Annotated in this window: 15 protein-coding genes; 5 read left to right on the top strand and 10 right to left on the bottom strand. The window is 68.3% G+C overall.

Annotated features, from left to right (window positions below; all coding sequences use genetic code 11):
• Positions 1 to 317: 317 nt before the first annotated feature.
• The 5 genes from ACYVG2_RS17280 to ACYVG2_RS17260 all read right to left on the bottom strand — a co-directional run bounded on the left by ACYVG2_RS17280 (position 318) and on the right by ACYVG2_RS17260 (position 5,152).
• Entirely contained in the window at positions 318 to 698 is a 381-nt protein-coding gene (locus ACYVG2_RS17280; protein ID WP_460782117.1) for a GntR family transcriptional regulator, read from the bottom strand.
• Positions 695 to 1,738 (bottom strand): hypothetical protein, encoded by a 1,044-nt coding sequence (locus ACYVG2_RS17275; RefSeq protein WP_460782116.1) that lies wholly within the window; start codon positions 1,736 to 1,738, stop codon positions 695 to 697. The genes ACYVG2_RS17280 and ACYVG2_RS17275 overlap by 4 nt, the downstream gene beginning before the upstream one ends.
• Positions 1,739 to 1,809: 71 nt before the next feature.
• Positions 1,810 to 3,606, bottom strand: coding sequence for a thioredoxin domain-containing protein (locus tag ACYVG2_RS17270; RefSeq protein WP_460782115.1), 1,797 nt, complete (start codon positions 3,604 to 3,606; stop codon positions 1,810 to 1,812).
• Between the two features lie 66 nt (positions 3,607 to 3,672).
• On the bottom strand, positions 3,673 to 4,242 hold the full coding sequence (msuE, locus tag ACYVG2_RS17265) for an FMN reductase (RefSeq protein WP_460782114.1): 570 nt from the start codon (positions 4,240 to 4,242) through the stop codon (positions 3,673 to 3,675).
• A 73-nt stretch (positions 4,243 to 4,315) separates the two neighbouring features.
• Positions 4,316 to 5,152: an aldo/keto reductase gene (locus ACYVG2_RS17260; protein ID WP_460782113.1), complete on the bottom strand. Its 837-nt coding sequence runs from the start codon at positions 5,150 to 5,152 to the stop codon at positions 4,316 to 4,318.
• 67 nt (positions 5,153 to 5,219) lie between these two features.
• On the opposite strand from ACYVG2_RS17260, the gene hrpA reads away from it, so the two are divergent.
• The 5 genes from hrpA to ACYVG2_RS17235 all read left to right on the top strand — a co-directional run bounded on the left by hrpA (position 5,220) and on the right by ACYVG2_RS17235 (position 12,840).
• The gene (gene hrpA, locus ACYVG2_RS17255; protein WP_460782112.1) at positions 5,220 to 9,107 is read left to right on the top strand and encodes an ATP-dependent RNA helicase HrpA; all 3,888 of its coding nucleotides are present in this window, start codon (positions 5,220 to 5,222) and stop codon (positions 9,105 to 9,107) included.
• 103 nt (positions 9,108 to 9,210) lie between these two features.
• Entirely contained in the window at positions 9,211 to 10,188 is a 978-nt protein-coding gene (locus ACYVG2_RS17250) for a methionine ABC transporter ATP-binding protein (RefSeq protein ID WP_366233445.1), read from the top strand.
• Entirely contained in the window at positions 10,185 to 10,928 is a 744-nt protein-coding gene (locus ACYVG2_RS17245) for a methionine ABC transporter permease (RefSeq protein WP_460782111.1), read from the top strand. The genes ACYVG2_RS17250 and ACYVG2_RS17245 overlap by 4 nt, the downstream gene beginning before the upstream one ends.
• Positions 10,929 to 10,990: 62 nt before the next feature.
• A complete protein-coding gene (locus ACYVG2_RS17240; RefSeq protein WP_460782110.1) occupies positions 10,991 to 11,824 on the top strand; it encodes a MetQ/NlpA family ABC transporter substrate-binding protein in 834 nt (277 codons plus the stop codon).
• 71 nt (positions 11,825 to 11,895) lie between these two features.
• A complete protein-coding gene (locus ACYVG2_RS17235) occupies positions 11,896 to 12,840 on the top strand; it encodes a quinone oxidoreductase family protein (RefSeq protein WP_460782109.1) in 945 nt (314 codons plus the stop codon).
• An 11-nt stretch (positions 12,841 to 12,851) separates the two neighbouring features.
• Here the strand turns inward: ACYVG2_RS17235 and ACYVG2_RS17230 are convergent, their stop codons facing one another.
• The 5 genes from ACYVG2_RS17230 to ACYVG2_RS17210 are packed head-to-tail and all read right to left on the bottom strand — an operon-like array spanning position 12,852 to position 17,541.
• Positions 12,852 to 13,964 carry an LLM class flavin-dependent oxidoreductase gene (locus ACYVG2_RS17230; protein WP_460782108.1) on the bottom strand — a complete coding sequence of 371 codons (1,113 nt, stop codon included), beginning with the start codon at positions 13,962 to 13,964 and terminating at the stop codon, positions 12,852 to 12,854.
• Between the two features lie 17 nt (positions 13,965 to 13,981).
• On the bottom strand, positions 13,982 to 14,776 hold the full coding sequence (locus tag ACYVG2_RS17225) for an ABC transporter ATP-binding protein (RefSeq protein ID WP_460782107.1): 795 nt from the start codon (positions 14,774 to 14,776) through the stop codon (positions 13,982 to 13,984).
• Complete coding sequence (locus tag ACYVG2_RS17220; RefSeq protein ID WP_460782106.1) at positions 14,773 to 15,663, bottom strand: ABC transporter ATP-binding protein; 891 nt, start codon at positions 15,661 to 15,663, stop codon at positions 14,773 to 14,775. The genes ACYVG2_RS17225 and ACYVG2_RS17220 overlap by 4 nt, the downstream gene beginning before the upstream one ends.
• Complete coding sequence (locus tag ACYVG2_RS17215) at positions 15,656 to 16,519, bottom strand: ABC transporter permease (protein ID WP_460782104.1); 864 nt, start codon at positions 16,517 to 16,519, stop codon at positions 15,656 to 15,658. The genes ACYVG2_RS17220 and ACYVG2_RS17215 overlap by 8 nt, the downstream gene beginning before the upstream one ends.
• On the bottom strand, positions 16,516 to 17,541 hold the full coding sequence (locus ACYVG2_RS17210) for an ABC transporter permease (protein ID WP_460782103.1): 1,026 nt from the start codon (positions 17,539 to 17,541) through the stop codon (positions 16,516 to 16,518). The genes ACYVG2_RS17215 and ACYVG2_RS17210 overlap by 4 nt, the downstream gene beginning before the upstream one ends.

Below are 17,541 nucleotides of genomic sequence, written 5' to 3'. Positions count from 1 at the left end.
CGGCGCTGGATCCGCCCCGACACCGCCAGCACCTCCGCCACATCGGCATCCGACAACCCCGGAATCTGCTCCGCACCGAACGCGTCACGCGCGACGGAATCGAGGGTCTCCTCCAAGTCCCGAAGCCGAGCAACGATGCTGTTCATACCCACTATTCAACAGGGGACCACCGACATTCCAACCCTGGTTTAACCCAGATCAGAGAACTTTTCCGAAGAAGATTCTTCGTCACTTGATGGCCGCCCGCGCTCACCGCATCGAGGTGAACCGCGATCTGCGGATCTGCCGTCCGCATGCGGCGTCTGTTGAACTTCGAACTATGTTTCTTGGCCCGTTGATGCTTGCCAGACGACGCGGAGTACCTCGATGACGTCCTCAGGTTCCGCGCCACCCTCGTCAGCCGCAGCAACGAGTTCACGGATGTGACGTAGGACTGCACCGGGGAGCACCGCAGCGGAGTCAGCGACTCTGGTACCAGCGGCGGTACGCGTCACGACCAACCCGTCTCGCTCGAGAAGTCTGTACGCTTTCGCCGCGGTTCCGGCGGCCACGCCAAGATCACTCGCTGTCTGTCTCACCGTCGGAAGCCGCTCACCGGCTCCCAACTGACCAGATGCAATAAGTCCACGAAACTGGCGATATATGTCAAGTGCGGGGCTACTCTCGTCAGCCGTCGACAGCGCGTGTCGGACACTCATGAAGCGACTCCTGAGACAGGACTGCGGAGAGAACTCACCCTCGATTCGCTGCCTACCGAACCGCGCCGGATCTGGAAGGCAACGAGAAGCAGCAGCACGAACCCCCCGATCTCAAGGGCTGGCGCGAACCATCCGCCGATTGCAGCGAACTCCGCGAATCGCCATGCGACCTCATAAGTGCCCTGTTGCGACGTATCGCCGTGGATGGTCAGCTCAGAGGTCGATCCCGCGCCCGCGATGAAGCGCCACGCGCCGGCGAGCGCGAGCAGCAGTCCACCAACCGCGACTCGCACCGCGCCCGCCGCGACTTCGGATCGAGCAGCCTGTTCGACTCCAGCAGATTCTGCGCTCAGAAACGGACGCACAGCGCTGCGGTGGAGCGTCACCACCGTCGCCAAAGAGAGCGCGAACAGACACATGAGGACGGGAATGCCGTAGGCCCACCCGTAGAACCAAGTGCGAACGGGATCGATCGATTCGTTCGGTACGGGGATCTCGAGGTAGACGTATCGCCCCTGATCATCGGGCGATGATGCGAGTCCAGCGGTTATCGTCGTCACGCACAGGGCGAGGGCTACTACCAGCGCTCCCACAATCCCAGCGCGCGGCCCGAAGCTCATCCACGTGCGTCGGATGCCGAGTCCAGCGGGGCGGGCGGGAATCCTCGCCGCTCCGACGCCGATCATCATGAGCAGCGCTGTCACTCCCGCCAGCGCGACGAACACAGGGAGCGCGAAGCGCCACCAGGAGACGACATCGGCCATGTTCACGACGTAACCACGCACAACGTTCTCAGCCATGAAGGCAACGATCACCGCAAGCGCCGAAACTGCGAGTGTTCGTCGCTCTCGCGTGTATCTCGCGTTGAACGCGATCGCCGCGTCATCAGGGAGCTTTGCCAGACGGGGATCAGCATCCTTGGTCTTCGTAAACGTGATAATGCCCAGCGCCAGGACCAACGCGAGCACCAGCGAGACCGCCGGCAAACTGAAGGCGGCGCCCACCAAACCCGTAAAACCGTAGGAGAAGATACTCTGCAACACGTGGTCTCCGCTTCACTCGTTGTGCCACATGTTTATCACAAGTTGTATCAGCACAAAAGCACAACGGCTCACCTCGCCGCGACGAGTTCCCCCGCATCGGCCGTCGGCAGACGGCAGACGAATGCCCGGCAGTCGTAAGCGAGGCCGGACGTCGCATCCTTGCCCTCGAACAGCTCGAATCCCGCCTCCGCGAACGCGCGCGCCTGCGCGGGCGTCACTGCTGCGATCACGTCGGCGTCCATTCCGCGCGAAGCGACCACCAGTGGCGCTGAACGATCGTCGGTGACGACGACCACCTGACGGGGCGGCTCGACGAGTCCCGCGGCCACGGCCAGCAGCGAACCATGGCCGAACGGATGCTGCAGAGCGGACGACGCGTGCCTCCGCACCTGCTCCTCCGCGGCGGTCCGATACCGATCCCCTGCGCCCAGACGCCACGCCGTCAGCGCCGCCGCTGCGAGAGCGGACACCCCCGAGGGCAGGTCGCCGTCGGTCTGATCGGGTGCGGATGCCACGCCCTGCGCCGCGAGCACGGGATCGTCTGCGGCGCCGTCTTCGAGCGCCTCATCGAGAAGGTCGCGTCCCGTCACCGCCCAAGACGCATCGCCCGTAGCGACGGCCAGTGCGAAGAGACCCTCCGCGAGAAGACCGAGATCCGCGAGCGTCGCGACGGCGGTCGATGCGGTGCCATCCAGCGACGCCCTGACGAGCCGCCCTTCCGTCGAGCGGTTGGTCGCCAGCACGAAAGTGGCCGCCGCAGCCGCCGCATCCACCCATCCCGGAACTCCGAGCGCAGCACCCGCCCGCGCGAGGGCACCGATCGCGAGACCGTTCCACCCCGTGATCACCTTGCCGTCGACGTCGGGCGGCGCGAGTGCGGATCGGTCGGAGGCGAGGTAGTACCCGCCCTCGCTGCGCTGCCCGTCGATCCACGACTCCGAGTCCTGCGCGGCGCCGAAGCCGCCGCCGTCGCGCCGCAGCACCTCGAGAAGGAAAGAAGCGATCCCCCTCGCCGTCACGAAGTCCCCCTCCGCGACAGCCACGTCGAGAAGTTGCGCATTGTCCGTCAGCATCCGCTCGTAGTGAGGAACGGTCCAATCGCGCTGCGTCGCGTAGCGGAAGAACCCTCCGTCGGTGTCGCGCAGAGCGGATGCCGCCATCGCGGCGAGCGCGCGCGTCGCAGAGGCGGCCGCATCGGACGCCTCACGACGCACGAGTGGACTCTGCAGGAACCGCAGCGTCGTCGCGACCGGGAACTTCGGCGCTCCGCCGAAACCGCCGAACGACGAGTCCTCACGCGCCGCGATCGTCGCCGCAGCCGCCGCGAGGCCCGCCGTCGCCGGCAGCGGAGACGGTGTCTCGGAGGCAGCGCTGACCAGAGCCTCGGCCACGGCATCCGCCGATTCGATCGCCTGCTCGCGGCGCAGTGTCCATGCTTCTCGCACCGCGGCGAGCACGTCGCTGAATCCGGGCATGCCGCCCCTCGCGGAAGGAGGCCAGTAGGTGCCCGCATAGAACGTGCGGCCCTGCGGTGTCGTGAAGACGGTCAGCGGCCAACCGAGGTTCTGCGTGAACGCTGATGCCGCTGCCATGTACGCACCGTCGACATCGGGATGCTCTTCCCGGTCGACCTTGATCGCGACGAAGCCGTCGTTGATGAGCGCCGCCGTCTCCGGGTCGGAGAACGATTCCCGTGCCATGACATGGCACCAGTGGCACGTCGAATAGCCGATCGAGATCAGCAGCGGCACGTCCCGCCGCTGCGCCTCCGCGAACGCTTCTGTGCCCCACGGGAACCAGTCGACCGGGTTGTCGGCATGCGAGCGCAGATACGGACTGAGCGTGTCGGCGAGACGATTCGTCATGGCGCCCACGCTACGCCCGTGCAGCGCTCAGCGGACGGGCGCTTCGATCGCTGACCCGCGCCGTCTTCAGCCGACGAGCGCCTCAGTCGTCCTCGACGCCGCGTATCCGACGAGCGGCAGCGCGCGCTCGGCCGCGAGCGCGATGCGCGCCTGCAGGATCTCGGAGTTGATCACGTACCCGTCGAAGTCCGTGTCGCTGGCGTAGACGCCGAGTGGCAGCGTGAGCGCCTGGAAGAACGCGAACAGCGGCCGCAACTGGTGTTCGATGATGAGCGCGTGGCGCTCTCCCCCGCCCGTCGCCGCCAGCAGCACCGGCTTCCCGACGAGTGCGTACTGGCCGACGAAGTCGAACAGATGCTTGAACAGTCCGGTGAACGAGGCACGGTAGACCGGGCTGCCGACGATCAGCAGATCGGCCTGCTCGATCGCGACCAGCTGCTCCTCGACGCTCGCGGGCAGGCGATCGCGGCGCAGCGCTCCCGCGAGTTCAGGACCGACGGCGGTGAGCTCGATCAGCTGCACCTCGACCTCGGCGCGCTCGGCGACGGCGGCGGCGATGGCACGCAGAAGCGCGGTCGTCTTGCTGGGCTCGTGGAGCGAGCCGGAGACGGCGACGATGCGATAGGGAGCGGTCATGCCATAGAACGTACCCACGATGACGCCCCGTGGCGCACGGAGCGACACGGGGCGTCATGTAAGCGTCAGGCGCTCAGTTGAATTCGTTCGGGTGCGTGCCCACTCGGCCCGATCCGTCGAGCGGGTCGAGAGCGTCGATCGCCGAGATCTCGGCCTCGGTGAGAGTGAAGTCGAAGACGTCGAGGTTCTCACGCAGGCGCTCGGCGCGCACCGACTTCGGGAACACGATCGTTCCCTTCTGCAGGTGCCAGCCCAGCACGACCTGCGCCGGCGTCTTACCGTGCGCTGCCGCGGCGTCGGCGACCGCCGACGTGCCGAAGAGGTCGTACTTGCCCTGCCCGAGCGGACCCCACGATTCGATGCGGATGCCGTGGTCCCGAGCCCACGCGACGGTCTCGCGCTGCTGATATGCGGGGTGCAGCTCGATCTGGTCGACGGCCGGTGTCACGCCGGTCTCGTTCACCACGCGCTCGAGGTGCTCGGCGAGGAAGTTCGAGACGCCGATGCTGCGTGTGAGGCCGGCGTCGCGCAGCTCGATGAGCTTCGCGAACGCGTGGACGTAGTTGTCCTTCGCCGGCGTCGGCCAGTGCACGAGATACAGATCGACGTGCTCGAGGCCCAGCTTCTCGAGGCTCTCGGCGATCGCGGCGTTCGGCTCATCGCCGTCATGACGGTCGTTCCAGAGCTTCGTGGTGATGAAGAGCTCGTCGCGGGCGATGCCGCTCTTCGCGATCGCCGCGCCCACTCCTTCCTCGTTGCCGTAGATGGCCGCTGTGTCGATGTGGCGATAGCCGATCTCGAGCGCCTCGCTGACCGTGCGCTCGGTGTCTGCCGGCGGCACCTTGAAGACGCCGTAGCCGAGCTGCGGGATGGAATGTCCGTCGTTGAGAGTCACAGTGGGGATCGTCATGCAACCACCCTACGACCTGTGATGACAGGTCGCCTCGCGCCGCCTCGTCGTCATACGATGGAGGGCTATGTCTTCTGCCGATCTCGTGATCACCTATCCCCCGGAGCTGCCCGTCAGCGCCGCGAGGGACGAGATCGCCGACGCCATCCGCGACAACCAGGTCGTCGTCGTCGCCGGCGCGACCGGATCGGGAAAGACCACCCAGCTGCCGAAGATCTGCCTCGAGCTCGGCCGTACGAACATCGCGCACACGCAGCCGCGCCGACTCGCCGCCCGCACGATCGCCGAGCGCATCGCTGAAGAGCTGCACGTCGAACTCGGCGGAGCCGTCGGCTACAAGGTGCGCTTCACCGACAAGGTGTCGGATGCGACGAAGGTCGCGCTGATGACCGACGGCATCCTGCTCAACGAGATCCACCGCGATCGTCTGCTGCGCCGTTACGACACGATCATCATCGACGAGGCGCACGAACGCTCCCTCAACGTCGACTTCCTGCTCGGATACCTCACCCGCATCCTCCCCGAGCGCCCTGACCTGAAGGTCATCATCACCTCGGCGACGATCGATCCGGAGAGCTTCGCCGCACATTTCGCCGCTGCGGACGGCACGCCGGCGCCGATAATCGAGGTCTCCGGCCGCACCTTCCCCGTCGAGATCCGGTACCGGGCGCCTTCCGAGGACGAGAGCGAGGACGAGGTCTCCGCGATCGTCACGGCGCTGCGCGAACTCGACCGCGAAGCGCAGGGCGACGTGCTCGTGTTCCTTCCCGGCGAAGCCGAGATCAGGGATGCCGCTGACGCCGTGCGCGCTGCGTATGCGTCGAGCAGGTCTCCCGTCGAGGTGCTCCCGCTGTACGGCAGGCTGTCGGCCGCCGAGCAGCATCGGGTGTTCGAGCCGAGCCGCGTCGCGGGAGTGCGGCGTCGGGTCGTCCTCGCGACGAACGTCGCGGAGACGAGCCTCACCGTCCCCGGCATCAAGTACGTCATCGACACCGGCACCGCACGCATCTCGCGGTACAGCAACCGCTCGAAGGTGCAGCGGCTGCCGATCGAGCCGATCTCACAGGCGTCGGCGAACCAGCGCTCCGGTCGTGCGGGCCGCACGAGCGACGGCATCGCCATCCGCCTCTACGGCGAGGACGACTTCGAGAAGAGGGCGGAGTTCACCGAACCCGAGGTGCTGCGCACCTCTCTCGCCTCGGTCGTGCTGCAGATGCTCTCGCTCGGGTTCGGCGACATCGCCGCGTTCCCGTTCCTCACGCCACCGGATTCGCGCGGCATCAAGGCCGCGTTCGACCTGCTCACCGAGCTCGGCGCCGTCGACCTCGGTCGCGACACCCCGCGGCTGACCCGCATCGGCCGCGACATCGCCCGGATGCCGATCGACCCGCGCTTCGCCCGCATGCTGCTCGAGGCGCAGAAGAACGGCGTCGCAGAGCCCGTGCTGGCGATCGTCGCCGGTCTCACCATCCAGGATGTCCGCGAACGCCCGTCGCAGGAGGCGCCTCAGGGCGTCCGCGACGCCGCGGAGCGGATGCACGCACGCTTCACCGATCCGACGAGCGACTTCCTGGCGACCCTGAACCTGTGGAACCACCTGCGCGAGCAGCAGCGAGATCTCGGATCCAGTGCGTTCCGGCGCCTGTGCCGCTCGGAGTATCTCAACTACGTGCGGGTCCGCGAGTGGTTCGACGTGCACCGCCAGCTGCGCTCGCTCGTGAAAGCTCCGCCGACGTCGAAGAACGAGGGCGCCGCCGACCCCGACGCCATCCATCGCGCCCTGCTCGCGGGTCTTCTCTCGCAGATCGGCATCCTCGACGAGCGGAACACCAAGACACCGCCGAAGGGGCAGTCGAAGACCCAGAAGGACCCGAAGCGCCGGATCGCGGAGTACCGGGGCGCACGCGGCATCCGCTTCTCGATCTTCCCCGGGTCGGGCCTTCGCAAGCAGAGCCCGCAGGCCGTCATGTCCGCCGAGATCGTCGAGACCTCCCGCACCTTCGCACGCACGGTCGCCGCGATCGATCCGGCATGGGCCGAGTCGCTCGCCGGCGACCTCGCCAAGCGCTCGGTGTCCGAACCGCACTGGTCGAAGGATGCCGGCGCCGCCGTCGCGTTCGAGAAGGTCACGCTGTTCGGTGTCGAGATCATCCCGCGCCGGCGCGTGCAGTTCGCCCGCATCGACCGCGCCGCGTCCCGTGAGATGTTCGTGCGGCACGCGCTGGTCGAAGGCGAGTGGGATCCGACCAGGCTCGACAAGCGCGTCAGCGCCTTCTGGCGCAGCAACGCCGAGCTGCGCAAGCGCCTCGAGAAGCTCGAGGAACGCGAGCGCAGACGCGACATCCTCGCCGGCGATGAAGAGGTGTTCCGCTTCTACGACGAGCGGATCCCCTCCGACGTGTTCGACGTGCGCTCGTTCGAGAAGTGGTGGCGCGAGACGCTGCAACAGACGCCGAAGCTGCTCGTCATGCGCGAGAGCGACCTCATCGAAGACGACGAACGGGCCGATCAGAACGACTTCCCCACGCGCTGGACGCAGGGCGACCAGGTGCTCGGGCTGGCCTACCGCTTCGAGCCGGGGGCTCCGGACGACGGCGTCAGCGTCGTCGTCCCCCTCGCACTGCTCGCCCAGATCGAGGATCGCGGCTTCGACTGGCAGGTGCCTGGGCTGCGCGCAGACCTCGTCACCGCGCTGCTGCGCGCACTGCCGAAGGCGATCCGCCGGCACGTCGTGCCCGCAGCGGACTGGGCCGACAGATTCGGAGCGGAACTCGCCGAGGAGGGACCGGAGAACCACGGCGGGCTCCCTCCCCGTTCGCTGAAGGAGGCACTGGCGCGGATGATCCAGCCGCTGGCGAATCAGCCGGTCTCGGCCGCCGACTTCGACGACGAGCGCGTGCCGGGGCATCTGCGGATGAACTTCCGTGCCGTCGATGAGCGCGGCCGCGTCGCAGGCTCTGCCCGAGACCTCGGCGAGCTTCAGCGGTCATTGTCCGACCGCGCCCGGTCCAGCGTCGCACGTTCGATCGCGCGTCCCGAGAGCGGGCGAGGACGCCCCGACGCACAGGCGGTGGCCGCGGCATCCGTTCGAGGATCGATCGAGCAGGACGGTCTGACGAACTGGACCTTCGGCGACCTCCCCGAGGTGCTCGACACGAAGGTCGCAGGCGGCGTCGTACGCGGCTATCCCGCGATCATCGACAAGGGCAAGAGCGTCTCTGTGCGCGTCGAAGCGACGGCCGACGCCGCAGACGCGGCCACTCGAGACGGGGTGCTGCGCCTCGTACTGCTGAATGTGCCCTCTCCTGCGTCCTATGTGCAGGAGCACCTCACCTCGCATGAGAAGCTCGCCCTCGCGGCGTCGCCGTACTCGTCCGCCTCCGCGCTGATCGAAGATGCCAGGACCGCCGTGGTGAGGGCGACCCTGCCCGCCCACCCGATCCGCACCGAAGCGCAGTTCACCACGGCGCGCGATGCCGTCAACGCGATCCTCGTGGACCAGCTGTTCGCCACGGTCTCTCTCGTCGCACGGATACTCACGAAGTCCCGCGAGGTCGAGCGCGGCATCAAGTCGGAGAACTCTCTCGCGCTGCTCGGCCCGCTGAACGACATCCGCTCCCAACTGAACGGGCTGCTGCATCCCGGGTTCATCTCGGCGACGGGCGCCGAGCGCCTCGCGCACCTTCCCCGGTATCTCGACGGCATGCTCGATCGGCTCAAGACACTGTCGAACGAGCCGGGCAAGGATCGCGCCCGGATGACCGAGTTCGAGCGCGTGTCCAAGGCGTTCGAGGATGCCGGGGGCACCATCCCGCTCGCCGCAGACGCCGCTCCGGCACTGGTGGAGGCGCGCTGGCTGCTGGAGGAGTACCGGATCAGCGTGTTCGCACAGCGCCTCGGCACGGCGCAACCGGTCTCGCCGCAGCGCATAGCAAAGATCTTGCGAGAGAGCTGACACCACGTCACGCAGCGTCATGCGAATTGGTGTTCGCCGCGCCGATCAGGTGGAATTGTCGCAACCCTCCTCTTCTTCCCCGAAAGGGGTCTTCAGCATTCCCATGATCACCATCGAGCATGTCAGCCGATCCTTCGGCGGCACCCGCGCACTCGCGGACGTGTCGCTCGAGATCGGACGCGGCCAGATCTTCGGCGTAGTCGGGCAGTCCGGTGCGGGCAAGTCCACCCTGCTGCGGACGGTGAACGCCCTCGAGCGTCCCGACTCCGGAAGCGTCACGGTCGACGGAGTGCAGGTGTCGCATCTGAGCGGGCAGGAACTGCGCGCCGCGCGCCACGGGATCGGCATGGTCTTCCAACACTTCAACCTGGTGGGCAATCGCACCGTGGCCCAGAACGTCGAGTTCGCATTGGAGGCCGTCGGCCGCGGCCGCGGCGACCGGGCAGCCGAGGCGCGGGAGATGCTCGACCTGGTCGGGCTCGCCGCCCGCGCCGATGCGTACCCCGCGCAGCTCTCCGGCGGTCAGCGTCAACGCGTCGGAATCGCCCGCGCGCTGGCGTCGCGCCCGCGCGTGCTGCTCTCCGACGAGGCCACGAGCGCGCTCGACCCCGACACGACCCGCCAGATCCTGGCGCTTCTGCGGCGACTCTCCGGCGATCTGGGGCTCACGATCATGCTCATCACTCATGAGATGGCGGTCGTGAAGCAGATCTGCGATGCCGCTGCGCTGCTTGAGCACGGCAGCATCGTCGAGCGGGGCACGCTCACCGACCTCATCCGCACACCCGGAAGCCGTCTCGCTCGCGACCTATTCCCCCTCGGAGAGGTGCCGGACATCCCCGGATCCGTCATCATCGATCTCACGTTCGCCGGCGAGGAGGCGCAGAAGCCGACGATCGCCCTGCTCTCCCGTGCGCTGGATCTGGACGTCTCCATCCTCGGCGCCACGATCGAGGACATCGCCGGTGCGCAGGCGGGGCGTACGCGCCTCGCGCTGCCGGCCGACCCCGAGATCGTCGCCCGCGCGCAGGCATTCCTCACGGAGCACAGCGTCGCCGTCGAGGTGGTGAAAGCCGCATGATCGACTACACCTCCCCCGACTTCTGGCCGCAGCTCTTCGACACGATGCTCAAGGGCACCCTCGAGACGCTCTGGATGACCGGCGTCGCGATCCTCTTCACGATCATCGTCGGCCTGCCGCTGGGCATCGTCCTCGTCGGCACCGAGAAGGGGCGCTTCCTCTCGGCGCCGTTCGGTTCGGCAGCGCTCGGCGTCGCCATCAACCGCATCCTCGGATTCATCGTGAATCTCGGTCGCTCCGTGCCGTTCATCGTGCTGATGATCGCGTTGATTCCGCTGACGCGGCTGCTGCTGGGCTCGTTCATCGGCACGGGCCCCGCCATCTTCCCGCTCACCCTCATCGCGATCCCCTTCTTCGCCCGTGTCGTCGAGATCGCCGTCAAGGAGGTCGATTCGGGCCTGCTGGAAGCGGCGGATTCCCTCGGCGCCACGCGCTGGCAGCTCGTGCGCCGCGTCATCCTGCCCGAGACCGCACCCGCGATCGTGCTCGGCATCGCCACCACCATCACTTCGATCATCAACTTCTCGGCGATGGTCGGCGTGGTCGGCGGCGGCGGCCTGGGCAACGTCGCGCTCACATACGGGTTCCAGCGCTACAGCTGGGTGCACATCGTCGCCGTCGTGATCGTGCTGTTCGTGATCGTGCTGCTCGTGCAGTGGGGGTGCAACATGCTCGCCCGCTCGCTCGATCACGCGAACCGGGCCTCCCACGCCGCCGACGTCATCGGCGCCGGCGCCTGAGTCCGCACCCTCGTCCCCTCACACACCGCAGCCCTGTACAGACACCCACAAGGAGCACGAACATGTCCTTCTCCACTCTCACCCGAGGCGCCGCCATCGTGGCCGCCGGCGCGCTGGCGATCGGCCTCACCGCCTGCGCCGGCGGCAGCACCGACGATGCTCCCGCAGCGGACGGCTCGGATGGCCTCGGCACTCTGAAGGTCGGTGCGCTGCCCGTCCCCGCGGGCGACATCCTGAAATGGGTATCCGACAACCTCGCGGAGGATGCGGGCCTCACGATCGAGTGGCAGGAGTTCACCGACTACAACACGCCGAACCCCGCCCTCTCCGACGGCTCGGTCGACGCGAACCTCTTCCAGAACTCGACCTTCCTCGACACGTACAACGAGCAGTCCGGCGACGACCTGATCTCCGTCGGCGAGATCTACCTCCCCGCCGCCGCGTTCTACAGCGAGAAGCTCGACAGCCTCGACGACCTCGACAAGGGTGCGACGATCGCGATCCCGAACGACCCGACGAACGAAGGACGCGCGCTCGAGCTGCTCGCCGCCGAGGGCATCATCGAGATCGCCGACGGCGCCACGACGCTCGCCGAGATCACAGACAACCCGAAGGACCTGAAGTTCGTCGAGATCGAGAACGCTTCGCTGGCGCTCGCGCTCCCCGACAACGACGCGGCATTCGTGACCGCGTCCTTCGCCATTCCGGCCGGCCTGTCGGATGACCAGGCGATCCTCCTCGAGGGCACCGACAGTAAGTACTACAACATCCTCGCGACGCGCGCCGATATGAAGGACGACCCTCGCATCGAAGCACTCATCGAGCTGCTGAACGACGATCGCACCAAGGAGTACGTGCTGGAGACCTGGAAGGGCCTGATCGTTCCGGTCGACTGATCTCCGTATCGGATGAAGGCCTCGCACCCCTCGGGTGCGAGGCCTTCATCGGTTCCGGGTAGCCTGGCGGCATGGCTCGCGCGATCGTTCACACCGAAATCGGCTCACCTGACGTCCTCCACCTCGTGGAGATCCCCGATCCTGTCGCCGGTCCCGGCGAGGTCGTGGTGCGGATCGAGGCAGCGGGTGTGAATCCGCTGGATGCGAAACGGCGCAGTGGGAAGCGCCCGATGCCGCCGATCACCGAACCGCGCCGCGTCGGTCTGGACGGTGCCGGTGCGATCGACTCCGTCGGCGAGGGAGTGACCGAGTTCGCGGTCGGCGACAGGGTCGCGATCGGTGACACGGTCGGCACGTACGCGACCCATCTGGTCGTGCCGGTCGCCCATCTCTTCCGTCTGCCGGATGCCGTCACCGCCGCCGAGGGCGCGGCTCTCAGCATCCCGGTGGGAACGGCCTACCAGTGCCTGCGCTCGCTGGATGTCGGCGACGGCGACACGCTGCTCATCCACGCCGGGTCCGGCGCGGTCGGACAGGCCGCCATCCAGTTCGCCGTCGCATGGGGCGCCACCGTGATCGCCACCGGCAGCCCTGCACGTCACGACCAGCTGCGCGAGCTCGGTGCGATCCCCGTCGCATACGGCGACGGCCTGGCCGATCGGGTCCGCGCAGCCGCTCCCGCGGGCGTGACCGTCGCGCTGGACTGCATCGGCACCGAGGAGGCGATCGAAGTGTCGAAGGAATTGATCTCCGACCGCGATCGCATCGCGACGATCGTCCGCGGACCGGATGCCGAGAAGCTCGGCATCCGCGCCTTCAGCGGCGGCGCGCCCACCCCTCTGACCGAGCAGGAGCTCGCCTGGCGCCATGAAGGCGTCGACGCCGCGATCGCCCTGATCGCGGCGGGCGACTTCCAGGTCGAGCTCGGCGCCGAACTGCCTCTCTCGGAGGCGCCCCAGGCGCACGAGCTCGTCGAGGCGCACGCCGCCCGGGGCAAGATCACACTGGTGCCGTAGCCCTCGATCATTCAGGCAGCAGCGCGCGCCTCGTCGCGACGACGGGCACCCTCGCGCAGCAGAGGGACAAGCTCCTCGCCCCAGTCGCGCACGTCACCGAGCGGATCGAACCCGCGGATCAGGAATCGCGTGACGCCGAGGTCGTAGTACTTCAGCAGCGCCTCAGCGACCTGCTCCGGTGTGCCCACCGGCGCCGTCGAGTTGCCCGAAGGGCCGGTGAGGCGCGTGATCCCGGTCCACAGCCGCTCGTCGTGCACGTCACCGCGCTTCGCGATCTGCTGCAGACGGTCGGCCGATACTGCGTTGCGCTCCGCACCGCGTGAGCGGGCGAACGACAGCGTGTTCCCGTCCTTCTGCGACGCGATCAGATCCTCGGTCTCGGCGTAGATGCGGTCGGCCTTCGCCCACGCCTCGTCCTCGGTGTCGGCGATGATCGGGCGAGTGGAAAGGCTGAACTCGATCGTCCGGCCCTCCTTCGCCGCGGCGGCGCGGATCGTGCGGATGTGCTCCGCCACCTCGGCGAGCGGCTCGCCGAACAGCATGTAGACGTCCGCGTTCTTCGCTCCGACCTCGACCGCACCGTCCGACAGCCCGCCGAAGAAGATCGGGATCCCGGCATCCGTCGCGGGCTTCGCAGCCGAGTACGCGCCCTCGACACGGTAGAACTCGCCGTCGTGGTCGAATGGCTCCTCCTCGGTCAGGGTCTTGCGGAGCACATCGATGAACTCGCCGGTGCGACGGTAGCGATCCTGCTTCTCGCTGTAATCGCCGTCCCGACGCTGGTCGGCCTCGCTGCCGCCGGTGATGTGGTGGATCGCCACGCGGCCACCGCCCGTGAGATGGTCGAGCGTGGCGAGCTTGCGAGCGACGATGGTCGGTGGCACGAAGCCGGGCCGGTGAGCGATCAGGACCTTCAGCCGCTCGGTGGAGTGCAGCGCCGCCGACGCCACGGCGAAGCCGTCTGGCGAACTCGCGCTGTAGCCGATGAGCACTCGGTCGAACCCGGCCTCCTCGTGCGCACGCGAGAACTCGCGCACGTAGGCGGGGTCGACGGCGGGTCCTGCGATCGCCTTCGACTCCGACCCTGCGGTCGTGGCGATCATTCCGAGGATTTCGATGGGCATGTCTGCAGCTCCAGTGTTCAGGGGCGGTTGGCGGATGGCGTGTGGATGAGGGGGACGGAATCGATGAGACGTCTCGTGTACGGATGCTCCGGATGCGCGACGACCTGCCTGGTCGGGCCGTCCTCGACGATGCGGCCGCGGTTCAGCACCACCAGCCGGTCGCTCATGGCCGCGAGTGAACCGATGTCATGCGAGATCACGAGCATCGCCAGGTCGCTCCCCCGCTGGTCGCGCAACGCGATGAGAGCCTGCACGACCCGGTCGCGGCTCGCCGCATCCAGGGCGCTCACCGGCTCGTCGAGCACGAGCAGCCGGGGCTCGACGACGAGCGCCCTGGCGATCGCTGCGCGCTGACGCTGCCCGCCGGAGAGTCCCGCCGGCAGCCGGGATATGAGGTCCTCGTCGAGCCCGACGGCCTCGAGAGCCGCGGCACGTCGGCGCGCGGCATCCGGTGCGGGCACCCTGGCGATCCGCAGTCCCTCCACGATCGAGTCGGCGACGGCGACGGACGGGTCAAGCGAACGCAGCGGGTCCTGGAACACGTACTGCACGGCGCCGGAGCGGCGCCAGGCGCGCAGTGCCGCGCCGCGTACCCGGGTGACGTCGCGTCCTGCCACGCTCACGCGCCCCTCGGCCGGCGCGACGGCGCGCAGCACGGTGCGGGCGAGCGTCGTCTTGCCGGAACCCGACTCGCCGACCACGCCGACGACCTCGCCCGGTCTGATCGTCAGAGAGACGCCGTCGAGCACGCGCACCCGCCCGTAGTCGACCGAGACCTCGTCGAGCTCGAGCACCGATCCGTCTCCGCTCATGCGAGATACCTCTCCAGTCCGTAGGCCGCATGCGCGGACAGCAGCTCGCGCGTATACGGGTGTCCCGGCGCACGCAGTACACGCGACGTGGACCCTGCCTCCACCACCTTTCCGTCACGGAACACCTGCACCCGCTCGCAGACCTGCGAGACGACGGCGAGATCGTGCGAGACCAGGATGAGCGCGAGGTCGCGCTCGACCCGCAACCGCTTCAGCAGCTCGAGCAGTTCGGCCTGCACGGTGACATCCAGCGCGGTCGTCGACTCGTCGGCGATGAGCACGGCCGGATCCGCGGCGAGCGCCATCGCGATGAGTACGCGCTGCAGCATCCCCCCGCTGAGCTCGGCGACCCGCTGACGCAGCACGAGATCGACGCGGCGGATGCCGAGATCGTCGAGGAGTTCGCGCGCCCGCGCGCGCATCTGGCGCCTCGGAATCCCTGCGGTGATGCGCAGCGTCTCCTCGAGCTGGGCGCCGACCGGGATCGCGGGATGGAGGTAGGACGCCGGGTCCTGGAAGACGGCGGCCACGTGAGTGCCGCGCAGCCGCCGCCAGGTCTTCTCGGACGCGCGCGTGAGATCCTGGTCGCCGACGCGCACAGCCCCGCCCGTGACCGACAGTCCTGCGGGAAGGATGCCGAGCAGCGCCCGGCAGGTGAGCGTCTTGCCGCTGCCGGACTCGCCGACGATTCCCACCGCCTCCCCGGGGCGCACGGCGACCGAGACGCCGTGCACGAGTTCGGTGCCGTCGGATGCCGCGATCACCAGGTTCTCCGCCGATGCGACCGTCGGTCTGACCAGCGAGCTCTCGTCGAACGATGGTGGGAGCGCTTCGCTGAGCACGGTCGACGACGCCCGCGGAGCAGTGCTGATGCGCACGTCAGACATGGGCGGCCTCCTTGCGGGCGGAGCGAGTGACCACGGCATCCGCCCCGAGCACGTCGCGGGATGCGTCAGCGATCAGGTTCAGCGCACCGACCGTGATGATGATGGCGAGCGCAGGCGCCACCGGACCGAACGGCCGCTGGCCGAGGTAGCCGAGATCGCTCGACAGCATCCCTCCCCAGGTGGGCGCAGGAGGTTGCACGCCGATGCCGAGGAAGGTGAGTGAGGCGACGGCGAGCAGCGCGCCGCCCAGTGCCGACACCGATGCGACGACGAGGTTCGGAGCGACCTGACGCCATACGTGCCGGCGCAGCACCCACCACGCCGATCCGCCAAGGAACGCGGCGGCCTCGACGTACTGCGAATCGCGCACCCGCAGTGTCGCGGCGCGCGCGATGCGGAAGAAGCTCGGCGCGATCAGGATGCCGATCGCCAGTGTCGCCTGGATGAGACCGTTGCCGAGCAGGGCGGCGAACACGATCGCGAACAGGATGAACGGCAACGACAGCAGGGCATCGACGACGCGCAGCGAGAGCCATTCGCCGATCCTGGGTGCGAACGCGCTGAGCGCACCGGGCACGGCGCCGATCAGGAGCCCGATGACCGCCGCCCCGAACGCACTCAGCAGCGAGGCGGGTGCTCCGGCGAGAAGCCGCGAGAGCACATCGCGGCCGAGGTAGTCGGTGCCGAGCAGGTGAGCGGGCGACGGATCCTGCAACGCGCTCGCGGTGTCCTGTCCGAGTGGGTCGTACGGCGCGAGCACCAGGCCGGCGATGGCGATCACGAAGACGCCCACGATCACGAGGATCGCGATGCGCACTGTCCATCCGGCCGCCCACAGGCGGGCCAGGGCGTTCATGCGGCACTCCGATCCGTACCGCCGGTGCGGGCGATGACGAGGTTGATGATCACGCCGATGACGACGACCATGGCGATCGTGATGAGCAGCACGCCCTGGACGACGGGGATGTCGCCCTGCAGCGCCGCGCGGTTGGCAAGCTGACCGAGTCCTGGCATCCCGAAGATCACCTCGGTGATGACCGCTCCGCCGACGAGTCGGGGCGCATGCACACCGAGCACCGACAACGCGGGGGTCGACGCGATGGGCAGCGCGTGCCTGAGCACGATCCGGCCCGGGCTGAGACCGTGCACCCGTGCGCCGATGATGAAGTTCTCGTTGAGCGTGCCCACGAGCGATGTGCGCAGTTGCCTGGCGATGTCGGCCCCGGCGTCCAGGCTCAATGCGAGGGCCGGCAGCACGAGGCAGAGCAGCCAGCCGCCCAGATCCCTCTCCGGCGGCACGTAGCCCGCGACGGGGAAGATCGGAATGGCGTAGGCGAACAGCAGGATGAGCGCGATCGCCGCGACGAACGCCGGGACGGTCGCGGACACGGTGGTCAGCAGGGTCACGGCGCGATCGACGGGGCCGCCGCGGTTCACAGCGGCGAGCAGACCCCCTGCGAAACCGAACAGCAGCGCCAGCAGGATCGCCCCGACGGCGATCGACAGGCTCACCGGGAACGCCTGCGCGATGCTGTCCGCCACGGGGATGGTCGTGAACCAGCTCGCCCCGAGATCGCCGGTGACGGCGCCGGAGATCCAGTCGAAGTAGCGCACCAGGAACGGACGGTCGAGCCCGAAGACGTGGTTCAGGCGGTCGATGTCCTCCTGCGTGGCGACCTCGCCCAGAGCGACGGCCGCGGGATTGGATCCGCTCGCCGCTCCCAGCGCGAAGGTCGCGAAGGTGGCGAGCACGAAGACCGTGGCCGCCGTGCCGAGGGTGGCGAGCACAGTGCGCAGCGCGGGCCACGCGCGACGCACACGCAGCATGTCCTCGATCTCGGGCGCTGGCGGCGCCTCGGCGGTCACGGTCGTCGTCAC

It is taken from the genome of Microbacterium shaanxiense, assembly GCF_054779995.1.
The sequence above is the reverse complement of the archived record's forward strand: the minus strand, read 5'-3'. Positions and strand labels throughout refer to the sequence as shown.